Source organism: Pseudarthrobacter sp. NamB4 (assembly GCF_005796185.1).
Taxonomy (GTDB): Bacteria; Actinomycetota; Actinomycetes; order Actinomycetales; family Micrococcaceae; genus Arthrobacter.
This window is the reverse complement of the sequence record NZ_VAHM01000003.1, coordinates 226169-251945: the sequence shown is the minus strand read 5'-3', so window position 1 is coordinate 251945 and position 25777 is coordinate 226169. Positions and strand designations below refer to the sequence as shown.

Genomic DNA, 25777 nt, shown 5'->3' with positions numbered 1-25777 from the left:
ACAAGGCTAGCCCCAGCCAAGCTCGTGCAGCCGGTGGTCGTCTATTCCGAAATGGTGGGCGATTTCGTGCACCACTGTCACCGCGACTTCGTGGATGACGTCCTCCCGCGAGGCGCAGATTTCCAGGATGGGTTCACGGAAGATGGTGATCCTGTCAGGCAGGGAACCCGCGTCCCACCAGGAGTCGCGTTCTGTCAGCGGCACGCCCTCGTAAAGCCCCAGCAGTACGGTGTCCGGGTCCTCCCCGGGCCGCGGCACATAGTCGTCCTCGATGAACACCGCCACGTTGTCCATGGCACGTGCCAGCTTTTCCGGGATACTGTCCAGTGCGTCCTGGACAGCGGACTCGAACTCGTCGGCTGACATGGTGAAGTGCAGGGGCTCGCGGGAACCCTCGGGAATGATGGGCAGACCCGGCGGCAGGCTGGCTGGCATACTCCGACTTTAGCTGGAAGCGGCCGGTCCCGTTCCCGGATCCTGCCGGCTCCTGCGCCGGGTCAGCGCCACGCCCACCAGGCAGACCAGCCCGCCCACCAGGCCCAGTGCCGTGGGAATTTCGCCCAGCAGGAGCCAGGAAATCAGGATGGTGGTTCCGGGCACCAGGTACGTGGTGGCGGCCAGTTTCCCGGCGTCCACCAACGAGAGGGCGTAGGCCCACGTGGTGAAGGCAATCGCCGTGGGAAAGATCCCCAGGTAAACAAGCCCCCAGCCAGCCGCCGGCGGCGCGGCCTGCACTTCTGCGACCAGTTGGCCGGTGAACGGCAGGCAGCACAGGGCCCCCACCATGATCCCGAACCAAGTGGCCTGGGCGGCAGGGAATTTCCGCAGCACCGGCTTCTGGATAATGACGCTGACGGCGGCGAGCACGGCGGCAAGGAGGCATAGCAGCACGCCCGCCACATCGGCTGTCGGACGTTCCCCTGAGGGGGACGCCTGGCTGGAACCGAAGGCGATCAGCGCCACCCCGGCGAAGGCAACAAGGCTCCCGATGATGAGCCACCGCGGGAAGCCCTCCTTGAGGAAAAAGCCCGCCATGATGGCCACCAGGATTGGATTCACGTTGATGAGCAGGGCGCTGGTGCCCGCGTCCAGCACGTGCTCGGCGGCGTTCAGCGCCACGTTGTACCCGCCGAACCACATCACGCCGTAGGCGATGATCGGCCACCACTGCCTGCCCTTCGGGAGGAGCCGGCTCTTCAGGAGCTGGGGCAGGACCAGCAGGGACAGCACGACGGCGGCAATCGCCAGCCTGCCAAGGGTCAAGGAGCCCGGGGAGAAGTGCGGGCCGATGGCCCGGATTCCCACGAAGGCCGACGCCCAGAGCACCACGGTGACCACCATGGCCGCAACCCCCAGTGCCTTGACCGGGCTGGCAACCGTTTCGGGACGTACGGGGGCGGTGCTGTTGGCGGGACTGGGTGAAGGCATGAAGCCAATCTAACCGGAGGATCGTGCAGCGGACTGGCGGAAATCAGCCATCTCTGGCCAACATCCTGCCAAAGACATCGACCGTGCCGGGGGCAAGCCCCTCGTCCAAGCCAAGTAGGGCTAGTTGCCCGGCCCAGCCCACTCAAGGAGACGCCCCACGGGCCAGGTGGTGATGATCCGGTCTGCCGGGACGCCGTTCCGCTCCGCGCGTTCGGCGCCGTACTGCAGGAAATCCAGCTGCCCCGGAGCGTGGGCGTCACTGTCGATGGAAAACAGGCACCCTGCGTCCAGCGCCAGTTGGATCAGCGCGTCCGGCGGATCCTGGCGCTCAGGCCGGGAATTGATCTCCACTGCCACATTGTTTTCCGCGCAGGCGGCGAAGACTTCCTTGGCATCGAACTCCGACGGCGGACGCGTCCCCCGGGAGCCCTCCACCAGCCGGCCTGTGCAGTGACCCAGGACGTTGGTGTGCGGGTCCTGGATTCCGCCGAGCATGCGCCGGGTCATGGTCTTCCGGTCGGCCCGGAGCTTCGAATGGACGCTGGACACCACGATGTCCAGGCGGTCCAGCAGCTCAGGGTCCTGGTCCAGCTCCCCGGACTCCAGGATGTCCACTTCGATGCCGGTCAGCAGCCGCACCCCGGTTCCTGGCTGGCCGTCGGAGCCGGATTGGCTGCCGTTGTTGATTTCGTCCACCACGTCCAGCTGCTGCAGCAGGCGTTCGGCTGAAAGCCCGTTGGCGATGGTGAGGTTGGGGGAGTGGTCCGTAAGCGCGAGGTACTCCCTGCCTAGAACCCCCGCGGCAGCCACCATCAGCTCGATGGGGGATCCGCCGTCGGACCATTCACTGTGGCTGTGCAGGTCTCCCCGTAGCGCATCCCGGATGATGGAGCCGCCGGAAGCGAGCGGCTTGGCGCCTTTCTCCCGGAGGTCCGCCAGGTACTCCGGGACCTGGTCATCCACGGCCTGGCGGATCACCTGGTAGGTCCGGTCACCGATGCCTTTCATTGACTTCAGGCGCCCGTTCCGGGCACGCGCAGCCACTTCCTCCGCAGGAAGCGGGCTGATGGCGGCGGCTGCTTTGCGGAAGGCCTGGACTTTGAAGGTGGCAGCGCGTCCGCGCTCCAGCCAGAAGGCAATCTCGTTGAGGGCTGCTACGGCATCCATCTGTCCATCTTCACCTGTCCTGCGCACTCAGGGGCGGTGTTTTGGCCGATTTTGGATAATTCCGGACTAGGCCCTATAGTTTTAGAGTCCAGTTCGGAGAAACGCAAAGGACAAAGACGGAAAGCCCCGCTTTACGCCTTTTATTTTGTTCCGAACGGGTTCTGGCCCCCATCGTCTAGCGGCCTAGGACACCGCCCTTTCACGGCGGCGGCACGGGTTCGAATCCCGTTGGGGGTACGCAAGGAACTGGTCAAACAGGCTAAAAAAGTCTGGTAGGCTGGAAGCCTTGAAAAAAGCGGTAGAGATACTGCTGACGCAAGAAACGCAAGGCCCTGTAGCGCAGTTGGTTAGCGCGCCGCCCTGTCACGGCGGAGGTCGCGGGTTCAAGTCCCGTCAGGGTCGCTCTGATTGCTGGAAGACATTCCGGCTCTCATGGTGACTAGTCACCTAGGCTCTGTAGCTCAGTTGGTAGAGCGTTCGACTGAAAATCGAAAGGTCACCGGATCGACGCCGGTCGGAGCCACCAGCTGGAACCCCGCAAGTCCCGTAATTATTCGGGAATTGCGGGGTTTCTTCGTTTTAATATTTCCGGCGCCGCCCAAATCACTCTTTGGTTGCTGTGGCCGGCAGGCGCTGTGCCACGCTGCCCTTTTCCTTGCCGGTCCTTGCCGTCCACCGTGCTGCCTGTTCAATAGTTTCTGGATGCAGGTAGGCGATCTTCTTCCCCGCAGCCAGCTTGATGATGTTGTGGTGCATGTCCAGACCCGGGGGAACCAGCCCGTCGTCGCCGTTGCGCGTGTAGTGGTCCCGCGCACCGAGGAACTGGTTGCGGGTAATCTCCACATCGCAGGGGAGCTCCATGCTGTAAGTCAGCAGGTGGGTGCCCTTGCCGTTCCTGTCCGGCCGGATGGTTGCCGCCCATGAATAGCCCGCGTCAACACAGATGTTGTCAGTAAACGAGCAGCGGATGTGTCCGTTGACTGGCGACGGAGTGCCCTTGGACCACATCTCGAAGCTCTGGTTGCAGTTTTCCACCCGGTTGTTACGGAACCGGATGTCTTCCCACGAGACGCTGCTGCCGGAAGCTTCACCCTGCATGGTGAAGGCGACATCATAGGTTTCACGGATGGTGTTCTCCCGGATGTCCACCTCCGCCGCACCGATCCAGCATTCGATACCGTTGCCATACCGGGTGGTGCCGGAGAGCGCCGAGCCGCCGATCGCGGTGACGTGGTTATCCCGGATACTTACCCGCTGGCTGCTTCCGACATTGATTCCGTGCCCGCCGTGTCCCTCGATCCGAAGGCCCGTGATGTGGCTGTCAGGTGCAGGACGCAAACCATCCTGCTGGACGGAGATATGTACGTTTGCGCCCGGGTTGCCGTTGCGCTTCACGTACACATAGGTTTCGTCACTGTAAAAATCCCAGGGGTTCTCAAGCTCCGACAGGCTGAACCTCTTCCAGCCCCTTATGGTGTCTGAAACCTTGAGGAAGCCCACGTTGGTGGACGCGCCCATGGTGTTGCCGGTGTAAGCGCCCGAGCCTGCGGTGATATCCAGCTTCCACACCCCGGCAGTGTGCCGAATCCAGGATGCTTTGCTGATTTTGTAGCCACTGATGACCGGCCGGTCTCCGCTTCCGTACGCACCCAGCACCAGGGCGCCGGACAAACCCTGCAGGGTGGGCTCGTGGAGATAGCCGTAGAACGTGTCGCCCCGGCGGAAAAGCACCTGGCTGCCGCGCTGAAGCTCGCCGCTGTCCATGGCGGACCGCACCTTCACCAGGGTCTCCCACGGTGCAGCCTGGGTGCCCGGGTTGCTGTCCGAACCCTCGGCACTCACATATTTCACAGTGCTCCTGACACACCCGGTGACGCCTTGGACCGCCCAGCCGCCCACAATTAGAGCGGCAGCGCCCTGTAGGAACCTCCGGCGCCTAAGAGTCCTGTCCATCTTGCCTTCTGGTTGTAAGCGGGCACTACAACTTTAGGGTTTTTCCTGCCTGGTTGTCCCCTAAATCTGTCTCCTTACTTTGTCCCGTGGAGCAGGAGGCGCATCATGGGCACCGTCTGCAGTACCCCCACCGGCTGACCACCAGGGTGGGAGGCGGTGACCGCGGTGGCTGCGGGCCCCAGGTCCGTTTGTGGTAAACGGGCGGTGGACAAGGAGTGACATTTTGCTCAAAAAGCGGGCGGGCAGGACACACTTGACGATCGCCAAACCGTTGTGGCACGCGCGCGCTTTGAAGTTGCGTAAGCGCTTGCACTCACGGGCCTTAGGGTCCTATTTCGCCGCTGAAACACGGTTTGATCAGTCCTTCCACTGCTGGCTACCGTGGACCCCGGCCCGGATCTTTCCGGACTCGCTTCCGGGACCGCACTCAGGTCCCGTCCCGATACAACGGCGTCCCCGACGACGCTCCGTGGTCGGGATCGCCTGCGTAGAGGACCAGGGCATCAGCCCGTCTTCCACGAACAGTTTCAACCCCGCGAGAAGAGCAAAAATGCACAAGCACCCCCAATTACCCTGGATGCTGCGGCGGCGGTCCGCCGCCGCAGCATTGGCGGCATCGGTCGCAGCCTCGGCGTTCCTTGCCGTCCCGCCGGCCCGGGCGAATGAGCCCGCAGATCCCCCTGCAGTCGAGCAGATGCCGGCCCCGACCCCCGGGTTCCCCCTCCCCACCGAGCACACCCAGGAAGCGTTCGACCCGGCGTCGGACTTCACCTCCAAGTGGACCCGCGCGGATGCCAGCCAGATCATGGCGCAGAGCGACACCACGGTGACGCCCGGGCAGAACTCGATGAGTCCGGACGTCACCATGCCGGAAATCCCCGAGGATTTCCCTAGCATGAATAAGGATGTCTGGGTCTGGGACACCTGGTCCCTGACGGACGAGAATGCCAACCAGATCAGCTACAAGGGCTATGACGTCATCTTCTCGCTCGTCGCTGACCGCCACGCCGGCTACAACTTTGACCAGCGCCACTGGAACGCCCGCATCGGCTTCTTCTTCCGCAGGACCAACGCCGACCCGGCCAAGGACAAGTGGAACTACGGCGGACACCTCTTCGTGGATGGTTCCTCCATCGGCAACACCGAATGGTCCGGCTCCACCCGCCTGATGCAGGGCAACCACGTCAACGTGTTCTACACGGCCACAACCTTCCACGATGTTGCAGAGCGGAACGCGGGCGGCGGCGGCATTGCGCCGGACGCGGCCATCGCCAAGGCGCTGGGCAATATCCACGCCAACGGGGAGCGCGTGTGGTTCGACGGCTTCGAGCACACCAAGCTGCTTGAGCCGGACGGCCAGATGTACCAGACCAAGGAACAGAACCCGGGTTTCGCGTTCCGCGACCCGTTCACATTCGCTGATCCCGCCCACCCCGGCAAGACCTTCATGGTCTTCGAAGGCAACACCGCCGGCAACCGCGGCGAATACCAGTGCACCAAGGAGGACCTGGGCTACCGCGAGGGAGACGCCAAGGCCGAGTCCGTTGCGGACGTGAACGCCTCCGGCGCGCAGTACCAGACCGGCAACGTGGGCCTCGCGGTCGCGGACAACAAGGACCTGACCAAGTGGTCGTTCCTGCCGCCGATCCTCTCCGCCAACTGCGTGAACGACCAGACTGAGCGTCCGCAGATCTTCATCCAGAACGAAGACGGCAAGAACAAGTATTACTTGTACACGATCAGCCACCAGTTCACCTACGCCGCCGGCATGCGCGGCCCGGACGGCGTCTATGGCTTCGTGGGCGACGGCGTCCGCTCCGACTACCAGCCAGTCAACAACTCCGGCCTGGCACTCGGGTCGCCCACCGACCTTAACCTGCCGGCCAACAACCCGAGCGGGACCATCTCCAGCCAGCAGAACGGCCGCCAGTTCCAGGCCTACTCCCACTACGTGCAGCCCAACGGCCTGGTGCAGTCCTTCATCGACAACGTCAACGGTGTGAGGGGCGGTTCGCTGTCCCCGACCGTGAAGATCAACTTCAAGAACGGCGTGACCCAGGTGGACCGCAGCTTCGGCCAGAACGGCCTCGGCCCGTTCGGCTACCTGCCCACCAACGTCAAGGTTGGCGGCGAAGGCCACTACAAGTAAAAGCTGTTGCCCTAGACGCAGATGAAACTCAGGCGGGGATGTGCGTGTTGCGTGCATCCCTGCCTGCTGCCGTTAAGTCACAACCAAGGGATAGGGTTGGAAACAACAGAAGGGGGAGTGCCTGATGGAGTACCAGAACCCACAACCCGATGCAGGTATCCGGAGCCGAAGTGTCCCGGTTCCTGTTCCGGCGCCCGCACTGGGGCGCACCGTTATCTCTGAGACAGCAGTTGCCAAGGTGGCTGGGATCGCCGCCAGGGCAGTTCCAGGCGTTTATTCCCTGGGCACTGTGCCGTCCCGTGCCCTGGGCGCCATCCGCGATGCCGTCGGCAGCTCAGACCATGCGGCGGGCGTCCACGCGGAAGTCGGGGAAACCCAGGTGGCCGTGGACATCAGCCTGGTCGCAAGTTACGGAACGCCCCTCCACTCGCTGGCCGACCAAGTGCGTGCGGCCGTCTACCGTGCGGTCGAGGAACTGGTGGGGCTTCAGGTGATAGAAGTGAATGTGGAAGTCACGGACGTCTACGTGCCGCCTCCCGTGAAACCGGCCACTGCCGGCTCTACCGAAAGGGAGGGGCTGCTGTGAATCTCACCGTGGCAGGTACGGCGATGGGCGCCTTCGTCGCCTTCATGTCCCTTCAGTTCGGCCTGTGGGGCTTCCTGGTATCCCTGCTTTTCATGGCCATCGGCGCGCTGCTGGGCCGTGCTGCCGAGGGAAAGCTGGACCTGCGCGGCGTGCTGGATGCCATCATCGGCCGGCGCTCGTCCTCATGACCTCGCCCGCGCCGGCCGTGCGGGCCCGGGTGCTCAACGGCCACAACAGGATCAGCACCCAGGCACTGACCAGCCTGGCGAAAGCCGCCGCCGCCCAGGCACTGGGCGTCGACGGCCAGGACGTCAGGGCGGACTGGACCGACGACGACGGGCTGCTGGCACTGTCCCTCGTCACGCCGATCAGCGTGCCGCCACTGCGGACGGTGGCTTCCAACCCTGGCCGGGTTGATGCGCTCGGTGGCTCCATCTGGGACCGCACCCTCAGCGCCAAGGCCCACATCCTCGCTACCGTGACTGAACTCAGCGGCGCGCGGCTGAGCCGCGTGGACATCAGGATCAGCGGCGTCAGGATCAGTGAAGGAGGCCGGGTTCATTGAATACACTCCAGCAAAGTCCCCGCCCGGAAGACGCCGGTACGGACAGCCCCGGGGCGTCAGCAGGGGGCCGGGGGGCGGACGAACCGGACATGGACCGGATCATTTACCGCGAAACCCATTCCTCGCGTGCGGTGATGGCGACCATTGCCGCCGTCGTGGTCATGGCCCTTGCCGCCTATGGCCTGCTCGAAGCCGCCGTGCATGCCATCGGTCAGCCGGCATGGCTCATTGAACCCCAAGTGGCCGCGCAACGGATCATGGCCCTGCCTGCGGGAATTTCGCCGCTGCTGCTGGGGGTCATCGGTGCCGTACTGGCAATGCTGGGCCTGATGTTCTTCCTCCACGGAGTGCTGCCCGGACGTCGGGCACGGCATGTGCTGGCGCGCGGCCGGGGCGGTGCAGGTCCCGCCGTTGTGGTGGATGACGAAGTGATCGCGTCCTCGCTGGCCCGCCGGGCGCGGCTCGCCGCCAACGTCACACCCGAACAGGTGATGGTGGTGGTTTCGCAGCGGCAGGTGCAGGTGAATGTCAGGCCCACATCCGGGGTGCCTGTCCACGAGGACAGAGTGCTGGCCGCAGTGAAGGCCGAGCTGGGGGACATGGGGCTCGAACCCTCACCGGAGGTCCGGGTCAATGTGGCGCCGTCCGGGGTGATCGGGGCATGAACAGCACGCCAAGCGTCCTCAACCGGATCCTGATAACTGTTCTGGGCCTCAAGCTGCTGGCGGTCGGCATACTGCTGATGCTTCTGGCCTCAGTGCCGGCAGTTGCCGGATGGTGGCACTCCTGGTCCGCGGGCGTCTGGAACACTGTCAACGGGGCCTTCAACGCCACCCGGTTCCCTGGCCGGTCTGAGAGCTGGCTGTGGATCCTGGTTGCACTTGCCCTGCTGGTGTTGATCGCCCTCATGGTGGCCTGGATCGCCCAGCAGGGCAAAGGCCGCTCAAACCTGCTCGCCGCCGAGTACGATCCCGGCAGCGTTCCGGGCGACGTCCGGATCGGCGGGGGAGTGGCTGAGCAGGCCCTCAAGCATGCCCTTGCCGGCAGGCCGGACCTCGCCGGCGCCACCGTTGTCACCTATGACGTCAAGGGTTCCCCGGCCCTGAAGGTCCGCCTCCAGCCACGGCAGGGCGTGGCACCGCATCTGCTCGCTGCCGAGGTTGCCGGACTGGTCGAAGCACTCGAGGCCGTGGTGGGCAGGAAGATTCCGGTGCTCATCCATATTGGTGCCGGGGCGCGGACGCGCTTCAGCAGGGCCGAGCGCGTCCGCTGATCCCCAGTACCCGGAGCTTCAGTTCCTGGTGAGGTAAACCGCGCAGTCCACCGGCACTTCATGCATGAGTCCCCACTCGGACGACGGCTCAGGTCCGCTGAAGAGCTCCACGGAATAGCCATCGGGGATGGGGGCCGAGGCGAATCCCATGTTGGCCAGGACCAGGACGTCTCCGTTGTGGAAGGCCAGCAGGCCACTGTCCGGTGCGTTGATCTCCGCCCATTCCAGCGAACCGGCGCCAAGGTGCCGGGCAGACCGGAAGGCCAGTGCCGCCCGGTAAAGCTCCAGGGTAGAGCCCTCCTCCTTATCCTGCTGGTCGGCGGCAAGGGGGCCGAAGCTTTCCGGCTGCGGCAGCCACGGCAGGGCGGCTTCGCCCGGGAACGATTCCGCGAAGCCGAAGCCGGGCTTGTCCGCCGCCCACGGCAGCGGGACCCGGCAGCCGTCCCGCCCCGTTTCCGCGCCGTGGGTGCGGAAGAAGGTGGGGTCCTGCCGCGCCTCGGCCGGAAGCGTGGTGTGCTCTGGAAGCCCGAGTTCCTCGCCCTGGTACAGGTAGGCGGAACCGGGCAGGGCCAACTCGACCAGGGAAGCAGCCCGGGCGCGTGCAAGCCCCAGCGCTGCATCCGGCTGTTCGTCATCAGCTGCGATGCCCTTGGGGAACGTGGTGGGATCGGACAGGCCGAAGCGGGTGGTGTGGCGGACGGTGTCGTGGTTGCTGAGCACCCAGGTGCAGGGTGCCCCCACCGCAGCCCCTGCCTTCAGGGACGCCTCAATCGCCTCCGCCATACGCTCGGCATCCCACCCCGCCATCAGGAAATCGAAGTTGAAGGCCTGCTGCATCTCATCCGGCCGGACGTAGAGGGCAAGCCGCTCTGCTGGTTCCACCCAGGCTTCGGCCACCATCATCCGGTCGCTGCCGTACTCGGACAGGACCTGGTGCCAGTCCCGGTAGATGTCGTGCACACCGTCCTGGTCGAAGAAAGGCGAGGGCGGATAAACCGGGGAAACGGCGCGGTGCGGCTCCTCCGCGTCTGTATGCGCTCCGGGTGCGTCGCCGGGCGGGGAGGGTTCCCTTCTCACTTCCACTTTGCCGTCCGCCGCGGTGCCCTCAACCATTGCCGCCACGCCCTCCCAGTCCGGAAGGCCCGGTTCCTTGACCATGCCGTGGGCAACGTCCACCCGGAAGCCGTCGACTCCCCGGTCCAGCCAGAAGCGGAGTACCGAGCGCATTTCCTCCCGGACTTCATGGTTTTCCCAGTTCAGGTCCGGCTGCTTGGTGTCAAAAAGGTGGAGGTACCACTCCCCTGGGGATCCGTCCGCTTCCGTCACTCTGGTCCAGGCGGCTCCGCCGAAGATTGATTTCCAGTTGTTCGGTGCCCGGTTGCCGTCCCCGGAACCCGGCACCTCGTCCTTTCCCTGGCGGAAGATATAGCGGTCCCTTTCAGGAGAACCTGGTGGCGCAGCAAGCGCAGCCTGGAACCATGCGTGTTCGTCCGAGGTGTGGTTGGGAACCAGGTCCACAATCACCTTCAGGCCGCGCCGGTGAGCTTCCTGCAACATGGCATCGAAGTCAGCCAGGGACCCGAAGAGGGGATCAACCTGGCGGTAGTCGGCCACGTCATATCCTCCGTCCGCCTGCGGCGATTTATAGAAGGGCGAAAGCCAGATGGCATTCACCCCCAGCCGCTCCAGGTACGGCAGATGGTCCATGACACCGCGCAGGTCGCCCATGCCGTCACCGTTGCCGTCCGCGAAGGACCGAGGGTAGATCTGGTAAACGACGGCGTCCGCCCACCACTCCCGGCGGGCTGGGCTGTCAGTGGGAACGGCCGGGTTGGTCATTTGCTTCCTCTCAGATAACTTTTTGATGTAAACGCTTGCATTACCTGTCGCAACCTTACTAGTGTGAGCGTCACCACATCAACCTCACCTAGCAAGCGCACTGTCGACTTACTTGTCACTCAGCGAGGAGCTTCAAGCTAATGAAAACCCCTAGATTCCTACTTCCGGCTGCCACCGCCGGCGTCTTGGCCATTTCCCTGACCGCATGCGGCGGCGGAGGTGGCGGCGGGACCACCGGAGGCGGCAGTGACGCCGAAGCCAATCTCGACAGCCGGGGACCCATCACCTACGTCCAGGGCAAGGACAACAGCAACGTGGTGCGGCCGCTGATTGAAAAGTGGAATGCCGCCCACCCGGACGAAAAGGTCACCTTCAAGGAGCAGACTGACCAGGCCGACCAGCAGCATGACGACCTCGTCCAGAACTTCCAGGCCAAGAACGCGGATTACGATGTGGCCAGCGTCGACGTCGTGTGGACCGCCGAATTTGCAGCCAAGGGGTGGCTGCAGCCGCTGAAGGACAAGATGGCTGTTGAAACCGAGGGCATGCTTGAACCCACCATCGAGGCCGGTTCGTACAAGGGCACGCTCTACGCGGCACCGGTCTCCTCTGACGGCGGCATCCTGTACTACCGCAAGGACCTGGTCCCGGAAGCACCCAAGACCTGGGCCGAGATGATGGAGATGTGCTCCATCGCCAAGCAGAACAACATCGGCTGCTACTCCGGCCAGTTCAAGCAGTATGAAGGCCTGACGGTGAACGCTTCCGAGGCCATCAACTCCGCCGGCGGCTCCGTCCTGAATGACGAGGGCAAGCCGAACCTGAACACCCCTGAGGCCGAGGAAGGCCTGAACAACCTGGTGGAGGCCTTCAAGAACGGGAACATCCCGGCCGAAGCCATCACCTACCAGGAAGAGGAAAGCCGCCGCGCCTTCCAGGAAGGGAAGCTCCTCTTCCTGCGCAACTGGCCTTACGTCTACAACCTGGCAACCACTGAAGGATCATCCCAGGTGAAGGATGTGCTGGGCATGGCTGCCCTGCCCGGCAAGGACGGCCCCGGCGCTTCTTCCCTCGGGGGCCACAGCGCAGCCATCAGTGTGTACTCGGACCACAAGGCAACCGCCCTGGACTTCGTGAAGTTCCTGGTCGAGGAAGAGCAGCAGAAGTTCTTCGCCACGCAGGGTTCGCTGGCGCCGGTCCTCGGCGCACTGTATGAGGACCAGGAGCTGGTTTCCAAGCTGCCGTACCTGCCGGTACTGAAGACCTCCATCGAAAACGCTGTTCCCCGCCCGGTCACCCCGTTCTACCCCGCGGTCACGCAGGCCATCCAGGAGAACGCCTACGCTGCCCTGAAGGGTGAAAAGCCGGCCAAGGATGCCCTGGCCGACATGCAGAAGTCGATCGAGTCCGCCGGCGCAGGATCGTAACAAGCCATGGCTACCGAATTGGGCCCGACGCCGGTCAAGCCGGCGTCGGGCACGCCCGAGGTCCATCACGGTCCCAAGGGCGTAGGCGAAGACAACCGGATTCTGAGCCAGGGCAAGTGGGCTTCCTGGCTGCTGGCACCCACCATCGTCGCCCTGGGCGTCGTCATCGTTTACCCCATCATCAGCGCCATCGTGATGTCCTTCCAGAAGGATGCGGGCCTGGATCCCGTCACTGGCTTGTTTACTGCCGGCGGCCCGGCCGGCATCCAGAACTACGTGAACTGGCTGGGCCAGCAGTGCGCCGCTCCGGGCGGCGGCACCGTGGCCTGCCCGCCCGGTACGCTGGGTGGCCAGTTCTGGACTGCCACCGGAACCACTTTCCTGTTCACGGTCATCACCGTCGCTTTTGAAACCGTCCTCGGTTTCTGGATGGCCATGATCATGGCACGGACCTTCAAGGGCCGCGGCCTGGTCCGTGCAGCGGTGCTCGTCCCCTGGGCCATCCCCACTGCCGTTACGGCCCAGCTTTGGCTCTTTATGTTCGATTTCAACGGCATCATCAACAAGCTGTTCAACGCCTCCATCCTGTGGACCGGCAGCGAGTGGCCTGCCAAGTGGGCCGTGATCATCGCCGACACCTGGAAGACCACGCCGTTCATGGCGCTGCTGATCCTGGCCGGGCTGCAGATGATCCCGGCGGAGGTCTATGAGGCGTCGAAGGTTGATGGTGCCAGCGCCTGGCAGAGGTTCCGCCTCATCACGCTTCCGCTGGTGAAGCCGGCCCTCATGGTGGCCATCCTGTTCCGCACCCTGGATGCGCTCCGGATGTTCGACCTTCCGTACATCCTGACCGGCGGTGCGAACAACACCACCACGCTGTCCATCCTGGTGATCAACCAGATCAGGCAAGGATTCAACTCGGCGGCTGCCCTGTCCACCATTACGTTCCTCATCATCTTCCTGGTCGCGTTCATCTTTGTGCGCTTCCTCGGGGCGAACGTGGTGGAACAAAGCGGAGCCACCGGCAAGGGGAAGAAATGACAACCACAGCTGCCTCAACGGGATTGCGGGCGGAGCAGGACAAGGGGCGCAAGACGGCGCAGAACAGGGAAAAATGGGCGAGCGTCCGCACGTACATCAGCGCCGCCGTCATTCTCATCTGGTGCCTGGCACCTGCCTACTGGATGGTGGTGACGGCCTTCCGCGAGGTGGGCTTCACCTACGACACCACGCCCTGGCCCACGCACGTCACGCTGGACAACTTCATCACGGCCTTCGACACCTCGTTCGGCAACCGGTTCGGCCAGGCGCTGCTGAACAGCATCATCATCGGTGTCACTGTCACAGTGATCTCACTGATCATTGGCGTCTTCGCCGCCTACGCCCTGGCGCGCCTGAACTTCCGGTTCAAGTACCTGGTGCTGGGCTTCATCCTCGGTGCCTCAATGTTCCCCGGCGTTGCCCTGATCACCCCGCTGTTCCAGCTCTTCACCAACATCGGCTGGATGGGCACCTACCAGGCGCTGATCATCCCGAACATCTCCTTCGTCCTGCCGCTGACCGTTTACACGCTCACGTCCTTCTTCCGGGAAATGCCGTGGGAGCTTGAGGAATCAGCGCGCGTTGACGGCTGCACGCAGGGGCAGGCGTTCCGGAAGGTCATCATGCCCCTGGCAGCCCCGGCGATCTTCACCACGGCAATTCTGGCGTTCATCTCATCCTGGAACGAGTTCCTGATCGCCAGCCAGCTGTCCAACGAGGCAACGAAGCCGGTCACCGTTGCCATTGCCAGCTTTGCCGGTGCCCAGCCCAACCAGATTCCCTACACGGCCATCATGGCCGCGGGCACCATCGTCACCATTCCTTTGGTGATCCTGGTGCTGGTCTTCCAGCGCAAGATCGTTGCCGGCCTGACGGCAGGTGCAGTCAAGTGACCGGCCATGCTTCCCGCTCCCGGTCCGCCGGGGCGGGAGGCGACCGCCGGCGCGTCAGGTCCGGCGAGGATTTTGACATCATTATCGGGTTCCTCGGCTTCTGGGCCCTGGTCCTGCTCGTGGTCACCGTCTGGATGGAGGTGACGGCCCAGCCCGCACTTGGCTGGGCCCTGGGCCTGCTGGCAACGCTCCTTGCGTTGTATGGCATGGTCCGGCTGCGGCGGCGGTTGCCGGACCGGAGGTAGTACTTTCCGGCTGGTCCGCCCTGCCTTCCGCAGGAAGGTAACACTGCGATTCATCCGGCGCCCGAAATACCATGGCAGAGGGCATCGCACAGGAGCAGGGCGGATGCCTGCAGGAAGTACATGAGGGGACACCGTGGCACGCATAACTGAAAGGTCTCAACGGGGCGGCCACAGCGGAGTCAGCATTGAGGACGTGGCTGCAGCAGCGGGAGTCTCTACCGCAACAGTGTCCCGGGCAGTGCGGGGGCTGCCGCGGGTCTCGCCGGCCACCAGGGAAAAAATTCTCGAGGTGGCCGGAAACCTTGGCTATGTAGCTTCCTCTTCAGCTTCCGGCCTTGCCACCGGGCGCACCAGGACCATCGGCGTCCTGGCCCCTTTCGTCAGCCGCTGGTTTTTCTCCAAGGCCATTGAGGGCGCGGACCGGGAACTCCACGCCCGCAACTACAACCTTTCACTGTTCAACCTGGGCGGGCACGGCAGTAACCGGGAGCGGCTCTTCAGCAAGACCATGGTCTACAAGCAGATCGATGCCCTGCTGGTCCTGTGTATGGCCCTCTCCCACGACGAGCTGGACCACCTGCAGAAGATCGACATTCCGCTGGTAGTGGTGGGCGGCCACGTCGAGGAATGCTCCTACATCGGAATCGACGATTATGCCGCTGCATCCACGGCAGTCCGCCATCTGATCGACCTCGGCCACCGGAACATCGCTCTTCTGCACGGCGACGACGAGACGGACCTGAACTTTGACGTTCCCCGCGTCCGGATCCTTGCGTTCAAGGATGTGATGACGGCGGCCGGCCTGCCCACCCGCCCTGAGTGGGATGAGTGGGGCGACTTCAGCGTCCGCAGCGGCCAGGAGGCCTTCCGCCGGCTGTGGGCGAAACCAGGGGAGAAGCCCACCGCGATCTTCTGCGCCTCCGACGAGATGGCCATGGGCGTGATTTTCGAAGCCGCACGCCTTGGTGTGCGGGTGCCGGAGGACCTTTCGGTGGTGGGCATCGACAACCATGACTTCGCCGAGGCCATGGGCCTGACCACGGTTGGCCAGCGGCCGGACGAGCAGGCCGAATTGGCCACCAAGATGCTCCTTGACGAACTGGACGGGCAGGCCGGAGCCGTGCAGTCCGCCGTCGCGCCCCACGAACTGATTGTCCGGAGGACCACCGCGCCGCCACAGGCCTAGCCGCAGCGTCAGGAAGCGCGGGCGAGCTGGCGGATAGGAATCCAGCGCGAGGCCAGGCGGCGGTAGGCTGCGGCAGCTCCGGTCATGTCCCCTTCCGCGAGGCACTCGATGCCAAGCCGGATGTCCATGGGCGAGTCATCCGGATACACCTTGTCTGCCACGGCGCCGTAATCCAGTTCCACCATCGAGTCCACGTGGAACTGCTCAAGCCACTCCGTGAGCTGGGCCAGATCGTCCAGCATGTCCAGGTCCGGAGCGGCCAGGGCCAGGTTTGCCACCGCGTAACGTGCCCGTTCCAAGGCATCGGTAATGGTGGCCCAGACCCGGACGGTGACGATCCGCCCGGCTGACTCCACCACGTCCTTCCGGTCTGATTCCATGAACAGAGAGAACCAGCTGAAGGGGATTCCCCAGGTGGATGCGCGGGTGTGCACACGGATGGAACCGTCGCGGGCCTTGACCTGGTCGATCCGCTCCTGGTGCTTGTCACGCTGCTCTTCAGGGATCAGCAGTTCAGCGAGGGGGCCGTGGATCCCTTCCATCAGGGCATTGGCTGCCAGGCCCGCCCGCAGTACCAGCTGGCTGGGGCAGTACAGCAGCACAGGGTCGGCGTCAGCGCCGTCGGACGTTCCACCTGCCGGCGCGGGCGCAGTGGTGACGCGCACCAAGTCGGTGCGTCCGGTGGGGAAGGGATCACCCCCTGAACGGGTGATGCGTCCGAGCGACGCCAGCAGTTCAGCATTTTCGACGGCCGCGCGGGAGGCAGTGCGTGCCCCCGCCGCCTGGATGGCCTCGCGCTGCTCCTCGGGGAACGCCTCCAATGGTTCGTAAACCCGGAGGGTGGACGAGAACGGCAGGCCGGCCTGGCCCCGGTAGAGGTTTCCGGTCATCACGGTCTCCTTGTTTGGGTCCAGGACGGTGTCATCAGTCCGCCAGTTCCACCAGCACGGGGGCGTGGTCCGAGGCGCCCTTGCCCTTGCGCTCCTCGCGGTCGATGGAAGCGCCGGTGACCCGGGCGGCCAGCGCCGGGGAGGCCAGCACGAAGTCGATCCGCATGCCTTCCTTCTTGGGGAAGCGCAGCTGCGTGTAGTCCCAGTATGTGTAGACGCCCGGCCCGGGGGTGTAGGGGCGCACCACATCTGCGAAGCCGGCCGATTCGAAAGCATGGAAGGCGGCCCGCTCGGGCGGGCTGACATGGGTGGACCGGCTGTTGATAAACAGGTCGATGTCCCACACATCCTCGTCGAAGGGGGCGATGTTCCAGTCGCCCATCAGGGCAACCTGTGCCCGCGGGTCCTCTGTGATGAGCTCCTGCGCGTGCGTCTTGAGGCTCTCCAGCCACTTGAGCTTGTAGGGCATATGCTCGTCGTCGAGGGAGCGGCCGTTGGGCACATAGAGGCTCCAGATCCGGATGCCGGCGCAGGTGGCGGCCATGGCGCGCGCCTCCTGCACGGGATCCTTGCCCGCCTTGCCGAAGGCTGGCTGGTCCAGGAAGGTGCGCTCAACGTCTTCGAGCCCCACCCGGGATGCGATGGCAACGCCGTTCCACTGGTTTACCCCGAAGTGGGCCACCTCGTAGCCCATCCGCTCAAAAAGCTCCCAGGGGAAGTTGTCGTCCTTGCACTTGGTTTCCTGGATGGCCAGGACATCCACGTTGCTGCGCTGAAGCCAGGCTTCGACGCGGTCGGCGCGGGCGCGGAGCGAGTTCACATTCCAGGTAGCTATCTTCACAGTTCCTAACTTACCGCGAGCACCGGAAATGCGGACCCGTGCCAGGCCCGGGGGCCCGCCCTGTGGCAGTTAGTAGGAAGTCCGAGTATATTCGCAACCAGAAATGACCTAAGTCACATGCGAAGGAGCGTGCAGTCATGGTCCGCGAGCTCTCCCACTACTTAGGCGGCCGAGAGGTGGCAGGTATGTCCGGCCGTTACAGCGATGTCTTCGATCCGTGCACCGGCCAGGTCCAGGCTCGCGTGCCCCTGGCGGGCCGCGATGAGGTCCACAATGCTGTTGCCGCCGCAGAGAAGGCTCAGCAGGACTGGGCGGCCATGAATCCCCAGCGCCGCGGCAGGATCCTGCTCAGGTTCGTGGACCTGGTCAACAGGAACATGGAGGAGCTTGCCCGGCTGCTGTCGTCGGAACACGGCAAGACCCTCGCGGACTCCAGGGGTGACATACAGCGGGGCCTGGAAGTGGTGGAGTTCGCGGCAGCGGCGCCGCACCTGCTCAAGGGCGAGTTCTCCAGCGACGCCGGCCCGGGGATCGACATCCACTCCCTCCGGCAGCCACTGGGTGTGGTGGCAGGTATCACGCCTTTCAACTTTCCCGCCATGATTCCGCTGTGGAAATCCGGACCCGCCCTCGCCGCCGGCAATGCGTTCATCCTGAAGCCCTCGGAGCGGGACCCCTCCGTGCCGCTCCGCCTAGCCGAGCTGTACACTGACGCGGGAATGCCGGACGGCGTGTTCAGCGTGGTCAACGGGGACAAGGAAGCAGTCGACGCGCTGCTGGCGGACCCGCGAGTCAAAGCCATCGGTTTCGTCGGTTCCACCCCCATCGCCCATTACATCTATGCGACGGCGGCCTCCCACGGGAAGCGGGCACAGTGTTTCGGCGGTGCCAAGAACCACATGGTGGTGATGCCGGACGCGGACCTGGACCAGGCGGCGGATGCGCTCATCGGCGCCGGGTACGGTTCAGCAGGGGAGCGGTGCATGGCCATTTCCGTGGCGGTACCCGTGGGGGAGGAAACGGCGGACAAGCTGGTGGCCAGGCTTCAGGACCGGGTGGCCGCGCTCAAGGTGGGCCACAGCCTGGCGGAAGACTCCGATTTCGGCCCTGTGGTATCAGCCGACGCCAAGGAGCGGATAGAGGGCTACATCCGGGCAGGCGTCGAGGAGGGTGCCGCCCTCCTTGCAGATGGAAGGGGCTTCAACGTTCCGGGGCATGAGGAGGGGTTCTGGGTGGGCCCGACCCTTTTCGACCATGTCACGCAGGACATGGCCATATACCGCAACGAAATCTTCGGCCCCGTCCTCAGCGTGGTCAGGGCAGCTGATTACGACGATGCCCTGCGGCTGTGCAGCGGGAACGAATTCGGCAACGGCGTGGCCATCTTTACCCGCGACGGCGATGCCGCCCGTGACTTCGCCAGCCGGGTGGATGTTGGGATGGTGGGCATCAACGTCCCCATTCCCGTACCCCTGGCCTATTACACTTTTGGCGGTTGGAAGGCTTCGGGTTTCGGCGACCTGAACCAGCACGGCGCCGATGCTTTCCGCTTCTATACCAAGACCAAGACGGTGACCACGCGGTGGCCCTCGGGAATACGGCACGGAGCCAGCTTCGTGATGCCGGAAGGAAGCTGATGACGGGCAGGGCGGCGGACGGGATAAGGGGTGCCGGAAACCCGGCTCACGGCACCGGCGAGGTGCTGTTCGAGCGCCGCCGCCAGCTGGGGGTGGTTACCCTGAACCGGCCCCGGGCGGTCAACGCGTTAACCGCCGGTATGGTGGAGCAGCTTCTGGAGCAGCTCACCGCGTGGGCGGACGACGACGGCGTTGCCACGGTCCTGGTGCAGGGTGCGGGTGACCGGGGCCTCTGCGCCGGCGGCGACATCGTGGCGATCTATGAAGACATGCTGGCCGGCGGGGAACGGACGGCGCACTTTTGGGAGACGGAGTACCGCGTCAACTCACTCATTGCCCGCTATCCCAAGCCCTATGTGGCGCTGATGGACGGGCTGGTGCTGGGCGGCGGCGTCGGAATTTCCGCCCATGGTTCCGTCCGCGTGGTCACGGAACGCACCCGCACCGGGATGCCGGAAACGACCATCGGTTTTGCACCGGACGTCGGCGGGACATTTCTGCTGTCTCGGGCACCGGGCGAAACCGGCACCCACGCGGCGCTGACGGGCGCTCATCTCAGCGGACCAGATGCCCTGTTCCTGGGCCTGGCCGACCACTACGTCCCGTCCGGAAAGCTGCCTGCGCTGGTGAAAGCGCTGGAAACGGAAACTGCGGAAGCCGCCGTCGGGCGTTACCGGGAGGAGGTTCAGCCTCCGGTGCTGGAAGGGCAGCGGAACTGGATCGATCCCTGCTATGCCTCCGACGATGCGGAGGACATTCTGCGCCGGCTGCGGAGCTACGCGGGCGAAGGCAGCGCTGATGCCCTGGAAGCTGCAGGTGCCATCGAGGCGAAGTCGCCCACTTCCGTGAAGGTCACGCTGGAATCCCTGCGCAGGGTGAGGGGCCTGTCGCTGGACGAGGCACTGGCGCAGGAATACCGGGTGGGCCTGCGGTTCCTGTCCGCACCGGATTTCCGGGAAGGCATCCGGGCGCAGGTGGTGGACAAGGACCGCACGCCGCACTGGAAGCCGCCCACCCTGGCAGACGTGCAGCCCGGGCAGGTGGAGGAGTTCTTCAAGCCGCTGGGCGTCCGGGAACTGGACCTTCAACGTGTGGACCCGCAGCCAAAGGAGACCGATCATGCCTGACAAGTACACCATTGGCTTCCTGGGCCTGGGCCACATGGGCGGCCCGATGGCCGTGAACCTGGTCAAGTCAGGGTACGCCGTCAAGGGCTTCGATGTGGTGCCGGCAGCCCTGGAATCTGCCCGGGCGCAAGGGGTGCCGGTTGTGGACAGCGCGGCGGATGCAGTGGCCGGGGCAGACGTGGTCCTGACCATGTTTCCCGGCGGCCGGCACGTGCTGGACGCCTACCGCGGCCAGGGCGGGCAGCCGGGGCTGTTGGCAGCAGCCGCCCCCGGCACCATGTTCCTGGACTGCTCCACGATCAACGTGGAGGAAGCCCGCGAGGCCGCCCGGCTGGCGATCGACGCAGGGCACCGGTCCGTGGATGCGCCGGTCTCCGGCGGGGTGGTGGGCGCCGAGGCAGGCACGCTGACCTTCATGGTGGGCGGGGAGGCCGAAGACGTTGAGAGGCTCCGGCCGCTGCTTGAGGTCATGGGGAAGCGCGCCGTGCACTGTGGCGCCCATGGGGCGGGTCAGGCAGCCAAGATCTGCAACAACCTGATCCTTGGGGTTTCGATGATAGCCGTCAGCGAGGCTTTCGTACTGGGGGAGAAGCTCGGCCTGAGCCACCAGGCGCTGTTCGATGTGGCATCGGCGGCCTCCGGCCAGTGCTGGGCGCTCACCACCAACTGCCCGGTGCCCGGACCCGTCCCCACCAGCCCGGCCAACCGGGACTATCAGCCAGGTTTCGCCGGGGCCCTGATGGCCAAGGACCTCGGGCTCGCCGTTAATGCGCTGCGGAGTACCGGGGTGGCGGGCCGGATGGGCCAGCTCGCAGCGGAAATCTACGATACGTTTGCGGCGGAAGGCGGCGCGGGCAGGGACTTCTCGGCCATCATCACCGACATCCGCGACAGATCGGGCCGCTCCGCCGGCGGTGAACACAGCCAGATACCAGCGAGTGCATCACAGCGCGCTTCGCACAGCGCAGCACAGGACGACGGGAGCCCGGAGTGACGGAATACGAGAACATCCTGGTGGAGCAACGGGGCCGGGTTGGCCTGGTGACGCTGAACCGGCCGCAGGCACTGAATGCCCTGAACAAAGCCACCATGGAGGAACTCGTGTCCGCCGTACGTGCCATGGACGCCGATCCCGGCCTGGGAGCGGTGGTCATTACCGGCTCGGGGAAAGCTTTTGCGGCGGGGGCCGACATCAAGGAGATGGCGGATCAGGGCTATATGGACATGTACGCCGCGGACTGGTTCCGCGGCTGGGAGGACTTCACCAGGCTGCGCATCCCCACGGTCGCCGCGGTCTCGGGGTTTGCCCTGGGAGGCGGCTGCGAACTGGCCATGATGTGCGACCTCATCATCGCCGGGGACAACGCGAAGTTCGGGCAGCCGGAGATCAACCTGGGCGTGCTGCCGGGCATGGGCGGTTCACAGCGGCTCACCCGCGCCGTGGGCAAGGCCAAAGCCATGGACCTGATCCTCACCGGCCGGTTCATCGGGGCGGAGGAAGCTGACCGCTGCGGCCTTGTGTCCCGGGTGGTCCCGGCGGAGGACGTCGTGGATGAGGCCGTCAAAGCTGCCGCGGTCATCGCGTCCAAGTCCAAGCCGGTTGCCATGCTGGCAAAGGAAGCGGTGAACGCCGCCTTCGAAACCGGGCTGGCCCAGGGTGTCCTGTTCGAGCGCCGGCTGTTCCACTCCCTCTTCGCCACAGAAGACCAAAAGGAAGGCATGGCGGCCTTCACGGAGAAGCGCGAGCCGGAGTTCAGGCACCGGTAAAGACCGGCGGGGCCCTGGCAGGCGGGTCCGCCGCCCCAGCCTGTCCACAGGTGCGCCGCCCCCAGCCTGTCCACAGGTGCGTCGCCCCCAGCCTATTCACAGGTGCGTAAGGTAGACAGGGCAAGGTCTACTTTGCAGCGGACGGGGGACTTGTATGTGGGAAACAGCGGCGGGCGCGGACGGCTCGGCAGATAACCTCACTGGGCTGGTGGGTTTTGCCGCCCGCGGCATCGAGCAGCTGGGCGAATGGGGCGTCGGCGCCTTCACCCTTGCCGAAACGGTGGTGCCTCCGATCCCCAGCGAGGTGATCCTGCCCCTGGGCGGCTACCTTGCCCGCCAGGGGGACCTGAACCTGCTCCTGATCTTCGTCACCAGCACTCTCGGCGCCTATCTCGGCGCGCTGTTCCTCTACTGGCTAGGGGCCAAACTGGGCCTTGAGCGTTCCATCCGGGGGCTGTCCAAACTCCCGTTGGTGGACCGGGAAGACTTTGAGCACGCCGCCCACTGGTTCCGCCGCCATGGAAGGTCTTCCATCTTTTTCGGGCGGCTGCTCCCCGGCGTGCGCAGCCTGATTTCACTGCCGGCAGGTGCCTCCGGCATGCCGTTGGGCACCTTCACCCTGTACACCCTGGCAGGCAGCGGACTCTGGAATGGGGCACTGATCGGGTTGGGATACCTCCTGGGCACCCAATACCGGCTCATCGAGGAGTACTCCAGGTACCTGAATTACGCCGTGTATGCTGCACTGGGCATCACGGTGATCCTGCTCGTGCTGAGGCATTTCAAGCGGCAAAAAATCCGGCGCTGACAGCCGGCCGGCGCTACTCCTCGAAATCCCCCGCATTCCGGCGAAATTCGCCCAGGATCCGAATGAGATCCTTTACATCCCCAGGACTGAATCCTGGAGCGCGGAACACTTCGGTGTTGAGCGCCGTGGCCGCGTTTTTTGCTGCAGTCCGTCCCTTGGCTGTGAGTTCAATCAGCGTGGTCCGGCCATCTGTCGGGTGTGGCGACCGGGCTACGAGGCCCGCACGTTCCAGCCGGTCCACTGCGTTGGTGACCGAGGTCGGATGGACCTGGAGCAGGGCGCTCGCCTTGTTCATCGGCAGGGCCCCCTTCCTGGCGAAATTCAACAGGGCCAGGAGTTCGTAGCGGGCAAAAGTCAGCCCGAACGGTTTGAGCGTGGACTCGATCCTGGCCAGCAGGATCTGCTGGGTGCGCATGATGGCGGTGATGGCCGCCATGGGAGCGGCCAGGTCCCCCCACCCTTGTTCTTCCCAGTTGCGCTGGGCTTCGGCTATGGGATCGCGGGAGAGCGGAGTGCCCATGGAAGACCTTTCGCCCGGGTGATATGGCTCACTTATTGCGCCAGTATCTGAATATACTAGGACATGCAACGTTTAGGCGATGCGGAAGGGGGGGTGGCCGATGCCCGTGCAGTCCCTTGAACCTGGCGATGCACTGCCTTTTTCAAACGCCGATCTCATGCACGTGGCGGACCTCCTCCCGCACTCTGAACAGGAGCGGTACTTTTGCCTCCGCAGGTTCCTGCAGTCCGCTGTCCGCCAGCAGTCCATCGAGTACTGGAACCGCGAGGAGTTTCCCTACGGGCTGCTCAGCGAAATGGGCAACCGTGGCCTGGGGGCGCTTCAGGTGGACGGCACCTCTGTCCTTTTCAAGGGACTCATGTATGTAGAACTGGCCAGGGCGGACGTCTCCCTCTCGGCCCTGACCGGGATCCACAATGAACTGATCGTCGGCACCATTAAAGAATTGGGATCCGAGGAGCAGAAACGAACATGGCTTCCGGGGCTGGCGGGCTTTACCCAGCTGGGAGCTTTCGCACTGACCGAACCCGGGCATGGGTCCGACATCTCGGGAGGTCTGGAAACCTCGGCCAGGCTGGACGGTGGCGAGTGGGTGCTGAACGGCGCCAAGCGGTGGATTGGCGCAGGCACCATTGCCGACTTTGCCCTGGTGTGGGCGCGGGATGCGGCAGACGGGCAGATCAAAGCCTTCATCGTGGAAACGGACAGGCCTGGCTACACAGCCACGAAGATCTCCAACAAGATCGGCCTGCGCATCATGCAGAATGCGGACATCAGCCTGCGGGAGGTGCGGATTCCGGCGGCCAACCTGCTTCCCGGGGCCGGAAGCTTCACCAACGCCAACAGCCTGTTGCGGGACTCGCGGGCGTGGGTGGGGTGGCAGGCCGCAGGGATCCAGCTTGCAGCGTTCGATGTTGCCCGCGCCTATTCACTGGACCGCCGGCAGTTTGGAAGGGAACTGGCGCGGTTCCAGCTTGTCCAGCAGCAGCTTTCGGACATGCTGGGCAATGCAATGGTCTCTCTGGCCCTCATGGTGCAGCTGGCGCGGATACAGGAGGAGGGCAAGCTGGAGATGGCGCAGGCCGCCCTGGCGAAGGCCACCACCACCAGGCTGGCCCGGGCAACGGTGGCCATGGGGAGGTCCTTACTGGGCGGCAACGGCATCAGCAGTGACTACGAGATGGGCAAGCTGTTCGGTGACGCTGAAATTCTCTACACCTACGAGGGCAGCTACGAGATCAACTCCCTCATTGTGGGGCGGGCCGTGACCGGGAAATCCGCATTCACCTGATCGGGGAGCTGCGCTGCCTGCGGCTCGCAGTGCAAATTCTGGTGGGCGCTGTGCCCGTTGTCCGGCGGGCTCCTACTCGCTAGCATCGAACAGGTAAGCCTACTTACTGTTCTGGTTCTGCTCCTTGAGCGGAGGCGGGAAGGGAACCCGATGCGCATCAAGAACTCAGTAGTTGTCATCACCGGAGCCTCGAGCGGAATCGGCCGGGCCATCGCCCTTCGCTGCGCGGACATGGGCGCCAGGCTTGTCCTGGCGGCACGTGGAGCCGAAGAGCTTGAAGTGGTGGCCGGTGAGTGCAGGAAACGCGGAGCCGAGGCCATAACAGTCGCCACTGATGTGACGGATCCGGCCATGGTTGACAACCTGGCCGCCCGCGCCGTGGCAGAGTTCGGGCGGCTTGACGTATGGATCAACAACGCAGCGGTGGCGGTCTTCGGGCGTCTGACCGACGTTCCGCCCGCGGACTTCCAGCGTGTGCTGGATGTCAATATTTCCGGTTACGTGAACGGTGCCCGTGCAGCCCTGCTGCGGCAGACAGCCCAGGGCTCGGGCGTCCTGGTCAACGTTGCCTCCGTGGTGGGGGAAACCCCGCTTCCGTACAACGCCGCCTACTCGATGTCCAAGGCCGCCGTCCGGGCGCTCAGCGTCAGCCTGCGGTCGGAGCTGGCTCTGGAAAGGGTGTCCGGAGTGAAGGTGTGCACTGTCCTTCCGGCCACCATCGATACCCCCTTCTATCAGCACGCGGCCAACTACACCGGCCGTCGCGCGTCCGCGATGCCTCCGGTGTACACGCCGGAACGGGTGGCAAGAGCGGTGGTTAAGGTAATCAACCGGCCCCGCCGGGAAACCGTGGTGGGTAAACCGACCGGACGCCTGCTGGTCCTGCAGCATAAATTCAGCCCCCGTACAGTGGAAGGCTCCATAGCCAAGCAGGTGGACAGAACCCAGTTGCCCCGGCGGAAGCCGGCACCCATCACTGCCGGCAACCTGTACACCCCCTCGGGGGCAATCAGGAAAGGGTCCGTGACGGGCGGCTGGCACGGCAGGCGCCGGACTGCCCAGCGCGGAATCATGAGTGCGGCAGCATTAGCCGGAACAGCGGTGGCATTGCGGAAGTTGCTGGGCTGAGCAGCCCGGCAGCCGC

General features: G+C 64.7%; 26 protein-coding genes and 3 tRNA genes. 21 read left to right on the top strand and 8 right to left on the bottom strand.

The window, feature by feature from the left end; translation table 11 throughout:
• Positions 1–6: 6 nt before the first annotated feature.
• The 3 genes from FDW81_RS04200 to FDW81_RS04190 form a co-directional block, all read right to left on the bottom strand.
• Positions 7–435: a metallopeptidase family protein gene (locus tag FDW81_RS04200; protein ID WP_138132899.1), complete on the bottom strand. Its 429-nt coding sequence runs from the start codon at positions 433–435 to the stop codon at positions 7–9.
• Between the two features lie 9 nt (positions 436–444).
• The gene (locus tag FDW81_RS04195; protein WP_255467076.1) at positions 445–1428 is read right to left on the bottom strand and encodes a DMT family transporter; all 984 of its coding nucleotides are present in this window, start codon (positions 1426–1428) and stop codon (positions 445–447) included.
• A gap of 120 nt (positions 1429–1548) precedes the next feature.
• The gene (locus FDW81_RS04190) at positions 1549–2595 is read right to left on the bottom strand and encodes a PHP domain-containing protein (protein WP_138132898.1); all 1047 of its coding nucleotides are present in this window, start codon (positions 2593–2595) and stop codon (positions 1549–1551) included.
• A gap of 164 nt (positions 2596–2759) precedes the next feature.
• Between FDW81_RS04190 and FDW81_RS04185 the strand changes: the two genes are divergently transcribed.
• The 3 genes from FDW81_RS04185 (at position 2760) to FDW81_RS04175 (ending at position 3121) form a co-directional block, all read left to right on the top strand.
• Positions 2760–2832, top strand: a tRNA-Glu gene (locus tag FDW81_RS04185).
• Positions 2833–2923: 91 nt separating this feature from the next.
• Positions 2924–2997, top strand: a tRNA-Asp gene (locus FDW81_RS04180).
• A gap of 48 nt (positions 2998–3045) precedes the next feature.
• A tRNA-Phe gene (locus FDW81_RS04175) sits at positions 3046–3121 on the top strand.
• A gap of 77 nt (positions 3122–3198) precedes the next feature.
• On the opposite strand, the gene FDW81_RS04170 is transcribed toward FDW81_RS04175, so the two are convergent.
• Complete coding sequence (locus FDW81_RS04170; protein WP_171027099.1) at positions 3199–4446, bottom strand: right-handed parallel beta-helix repeat-containing protein; 1248 nt, start codon at positions 4444–4446, stop codon at positions 3199–3201.
• A 652-nt stretch (positions 4447–5098) separates the two neighbouring features.
• On the opposite strand from FDW81_RS04170, the gene FDW81_RS04165 reads away from it, so the two are divergent.
• The 6 genes from FDW81_RS04165 (at position 5099) to FDW81_RS04140 (ending at position 9121) form a co-directional block, all read left to right on the top strand.
• Positions 5099–6697, top strand: coding sequence for a glycoside hydrolase family 68 protein (locus tag FDW81_RS04165; RefSeq protein WP_138132896.1), 1599 nt, complete (start codon positions 5099–5101; stop codon positions 6695–6697).
• Positions 6698–6821: 124 nt separating this feature from the next.
• Positions 6822–7283: an Asp23/Gls24 family envelope stress response protein gene (locus FDW81_RS04160; protein WP_138132895.1), complete on the top strand. Its 462-nt coding sequence runs from the start codon at positions 6822–6824 to the stop codon at positions 7281–7283.
• Positions 7280–7471 carry a hypothetical protein gene (locus tag FDW81_RS04155; protein WP_138132894.1) on the top strand — a complete coding sequence of 64 codons (192 nt, stop codon included), beginning with the start codon at positions 7280–7282 and terminating at the stop codon, positions 7469–7471. The genes FDW81_RS04160 and FDW81_RS04155 overlap by 4 nt, the downstream gene beginning before the upstream one ends.
• Entirely contained in the window at positions 7468–7848 is a 381-nt protein-coding gene (locus FDW81_RS04150) for a hypothetical protein (protein ID WP_138132893.1), read from the top strand. Before FDW81_RS04155 ends, FDW81_RS04150 begins: the two co-directional genes overlap by 4 nt.
• 89 nt (positions 7849–7937) lie before the next feature.
• The gene (locus FDW81_RS04145) at positions 7938–8513 is read left to right on the top strand and encodes a DUF6286 domain-containing protein (RefSeq protein ID WP_240719929.1); all 576 of its coding nucleotides are present in this window, start codon (positions 7938–7940) and stop codon (positions 8511–8513) included.
• Positions 8510–9121, top strand: coding sequence for a hypothetical protein (locus tag FDW81_RS04140; protein WP_138132891.1), 612 nt, complete (start codon positions 8510–8512; stop codon positions 9119–9121). Before FDW81_RS04145 ends, FDW81_RS04140 begins: the two co-directional genes overlap by 4 nt.
• An 18-nt stretch (positions 9122–9139) precedes the next feature.
• Here the strand turns inward: FDW81_RS04140 and FDW81_RS04135 are convergent, their stop codons facing one another.
• A complete protein-coding gene (locus FDW81_RS04135; protein ID WP_138132890.1) occupies positions 9140–10960 on the bottom strand; it encodes a glycoside hydrolase family 13 protein in 1821 nt (606 codons plus the stop codon).
• Positions 10961–11100: 140 nt separating this feature from the next.
• Between FDW81_RS04135 and FDW81_RS04130 the strand changes: the two genes are divergently transcribed.
• The 5 genes from FDW81_RS04130 to FDW81_RS04110 all read left to right on the top strand — a co-directional run bounded on the left by FDW81_RS04130 (position 11101) and on the right by FDW81_RS04110 (position 15752).
• Entirely contained in the window at positions 11101–12387 is a 1287-nt protein-coding gene (locus tag FDW81_RS04130; RefSeq protein WP_138132889.1) for an ABC transporter substrate-binding protein, read from the top strand.
• A 6-nt stretch (positions 12388–12393) separates the two neighbouring features.
• On the top strand, positions 12394–13428 hold the full coding sequence (locus FDW81_RS04125) for a carbohydrate ABC transporter permease (protein ID WP_138132888.1): 1035 nt from the start codon (positions 12394–12396) through the stop codon (positions 13426–13428).
• Positions 13425–14321, top strand: coding sequence for a carbohydrate ABC transporter permease (locus tag FDW81_RS04120; RefSeq protein ID WP_138132887.1), 897 nt, complete (start codon positions 13425–13427; stop codon positions 14319–14321). Before FDW81_RS04125 ends, FDW81_RS04120 begins: the two co-directional genes overlap by 4 nt.
• Positions 14318–14566: a hypothetical protein gene (locus tag FDW81_RS04115; protein ID WP_138132886.1), complete on the top strand. Its 249-nt coding sequence runs from the start codon at positions 14318–14320 to the stop codon at positions 14564–14566. Before FDW81_RS04120 ends, FDW81_RS04115 begins: the two co-directional genes overlap by 4 nt.
• A gap of 133 nt (positions 14567–14699) precedes the next feature.
• Positions 14700–15752, top strand: coding sequence for a LacI family DNA-binding transcriptional regulator (locus FDW81_RS04110; RefSeq protein ID WP_138132885.1), 1053 nt, complete (start codon positions 14700–14702; stop codon positions 15750–15752).
• 8 nt (positions 15753–15760) lie between these two features.
• Here FDW81_RS04110 and FDW81_RS04105 read toward each other — a convergent pair whose 3' ends face one another.
• Together FDW81_RS04105 and FDW81_RS04100 are read right to left on the bottom strand one after the other, a co-directional pair.
• A complete protein-coding gene (locus FDW81_RS04105) occupies positions 15761–16642 on the bottom strand; it encodes a hypothetical protein (protein WP_138132884.1) in 882 nt (293 codons plus the stop codon).
• A gap of 34 nt (positions 16643–16676) precedes the next feature.
• Positions 16677–17483 (bottom strand): exodeoxyribonuclease III, encoded by an 807-nt coding sequence (locus FDW81_RS04100; protein ID WP_138132883.1) that lies wholly within the window; start codon positions 17481–17483, stop codon positions 16677–16679.
• A 137-nt stretch (positions 17484–17620) separates the two neighbouring features.
• On the opposite strand from FDW81_RS04100, the gene FDW81_RS04095 reads away from it, so the two are divergent.
• From FDW81_RS04095 to FDW81_RS04075, 5 genes are all read left to right on the top strand, one after another.
• Positions 17621–19120 carry a CoA-acylating methylmalonate-semialdehyde dehydrogenase gene (locus FDW81_RS04095; protein ID WP_138132882.1) on the top strand — a complete coding sequence of 500 codons (1500 nt, stop codon included), beginning with the start codon at positions 17621–17623 and terminating at the stop codon, positions 19118–19120.
• On the top strand, positions 19120–20247 hold the full coding sequence (locus tag FDW81_RS04090; protein ID WP_138132881.1) for an enoyl-CoA hydratase/isomerase family protein: 1128 nt from the start codon (positions 19120–19122) through the stop codon (positions 20245–20247). Before FDW81_RS04095 ends, FDW81_RS04090 begins: the two co-directional genes overlap by 1 nt.
• Positions 20240–21241: a 3-hydroxyisobutyrate dehydrogenase gene (gene mmsB, locus FDW81_RS04085; protein WP_138132880.1), complete on the top strand. Its 1002-nt coding sequence runs from the start codon at positions 20240–20242 to the stop codon at positions 21239–21241. Before FDW81_RS04090 ends, mmsB begins: the two co-directional genes overlap by 8 nt.
• Positions 21238–22014, top strand: coding sequence for an enoyl-CoA hydratase (locus tag FDW81_RS04080; RefSeq protein WP_138132879.1), 777 nt, complete (start codon positions 21238–21240; stop codon positions 22012–22014). Before mmsB ends, FDW81_RS04080 begins: the two co-directional genes overlap by 4 nt.
• A 154-nt stretch (positions 22015–22168) precedes the next feature.
• Positions 22169–22822 (top strand): DedA family protein, encoded by a 654-nt coding sequence (locus tag FDW81_RS04075; protein ID WP_138132878.1) that lies wholly within the window; start codon positions 22169–22171, stop codon positions 22820–22822.
• A 13-nt stretch (positions 22823–22835) separates the two neighbouring features.
• On the opposite strand, the gene FDW81_RS04070 is transcribed toward FDW81_RS04075, so the two are convergent.
• Positions 22836–23342, bottom strand: coding sequence for a MarR family winged helix-turn-helix transcriptional regulator (locus FDW81_RS04070; RefSeq protein WP_138132877.1), 507 nt, complete (start codon positions 23340–23342; stop codon positions 22836–22838).
• A 100-nt stretch (positions 23343–23442) separates the two neighbouring features.
• Here FDW81_RS04070 and FDW81_RS04065 point away from each other — a divergent pair, with 100 nt between their 5' ends.
• Together FDW81_RS04065 and FDW81_RS04060 are read left to right on the top strand one after the other, a co-directional pair.
• On the top strand, positions 23443–24633 hold the full coding sequence (locus tag FDW81_RS04065) for an acyl-CoA dehydrogenase family protein (protein WP_240719919.1): 1191 nt from the start codon (positions 23443–23445) through the stop codon (positions 24631–24633).
• Positions 24634–24783: 150 nt separating this feature from the next.
• Positions 24784–25761 carry an SDR family oxidoreductase gene (locus FDW81_RS04060; protein ID WP_138132875.1) on the top strand — a complete coding sequence of 326 codons (978 nt, stop codon included), beginning with the start codon at positions 24784–24786 and terminating at the stop codon, positions 25759–25761.
• Positions 25762–25777: the final 16 nt, after the last annotated feature.

Coding starts and splice junctions, on each gene's coding strand:
- FDW81_RS04140 (WP_138132891.1), top strand. CDS start 8,510: ATGAACAGCACGCCAAGCGTCCTCAACCGGATCCTGATAACTGTTCTG.
- FDW81_RS04160 (WP_138132895.1), top strand. CDS start 6,822: ATGGAGTACCAGAACCCACAACCCGATGCAGGTATCCGGAGCCGAAGT.
- FDW81_RS04105 (WP_138132884.1), bottom strand. CDS start 16,642: ATGACCGGAAACCTCTACCGGGGCCAGGCCGGCCTGCCGTTCTCGTCC.
- FDW81_RS04070 (WP_138132877.1), bottom strand. CDS start 23,342: ATGGGCACTCCGCTCTCCCGCGATCCCATAGCCGAAGCCCAGCGCAAC.
- FDW81_RS04095 (WP_138132882.1), top strand. CDS start 17,621: ATGGTCCGCGAGCTCTCCCACTACTTAGGCGGCCGAGAGGTGGCAGGT.
- FDW81_RS04060 (WP_138132875.1), top strand. CDS start 24,784: ATGCGCATCAAGAACTCAGTAGTTGTCATCACCGGAGCCTCGAGCGGA.
- FDW81_RS04075 (WP_138132878.1), top strand. CDS start 22,169: ATGTGGGAAACAGCGGCGGGCGCGGACGGCTCGGCAGATAACCTCACT.
- FDW81_RS04135 (WP_138132890.1), bottom strand. CDS start 10,960: ATGACCAACCCGGCCGTTCCCACTGACAGCCCAGCCCGCCGGGAGTGG.
- FDW81_RS04150 (WP_138132893.1), top strand. CDS start 7,468: ATGACCTCGCCCGCGCCGGCCGTGCGGGCCCGGGTGCTCAACGGCCAC.
- FDW81_RS04090 (WP_138132881.1), top strand. CDS start 19,120: ATGACGGGCAGGGCGGCGGACGGGATAAGGGGTGCCGGAAACCCGGCT.
- mmsB (WP_138132880.1), top strand. CDS start 20,240: ATGCCTGACAAGTACACCATTGGCTTCCTGGGCCTGGGCCACATGGGC.
- FDW81_RS04130 (WP_138132889.1), top strand. CDS start 11,101: ATGAAAACCCCTAGATTCCTACTTCCGGCTGCCACCGCCGGCGTCTTG.
- FDW81_RS04200 (WP_138132899.1), bottom strand. CDS start 435: ATGCCAGCCAGCCTGCCGCCGGGTCTGCCCATCATTCCCGAGGGTTCC.
- FDW81_RS04125 (WP_138132888.1), top strand. CDS start 12,394: ATGGCTACCGAATTGGGCCCGACGCCGGTCAAGCCGGCGTCGGGCACG.
- FDW81_RS04165 (WP_138132896.1), top strand. CDS start 5,099: ATGCACAAGCACCCCCAATTACCCTGGATGCTGCGGCGGCGGTCCGCC.
- FDW81_RS04190 (WP_138132898.1), bottom strand. CDS start 2,595: ATGGATGCCGTAGCAGCCCTCAACGAGATTGCCTTCTGGCTGGAGCGC.
- FDW81_RS04145 (WP_240719929.1), top strand. CDS start 7,938: ATGGACCGGATCATTTACCGCGAAACCCATTCCTCGCGTGCGGTGATG.
- FDW81_RS04065 (WP_240719919.1), top strand. CDS start 23,443: ATGCCCGTGCAGTCCCTTGAACCTGGCGATGCACTGCCTTTTTCAAAC.
- FDW81_RS04120 (WP_138132887.1), top strand. CDS start 13,425: ATGACAACCACAGCTGCCTCAACGGGATTGCGGGCGGAGCAGGACAAG.
- FDW81_RS04195 (WP_255467076.1), bottom strand. CDS start 1,428: ATGCCTTCACCCAGTCCCGCCAACAGCACCGCCCCCGTACGTCCCGAA.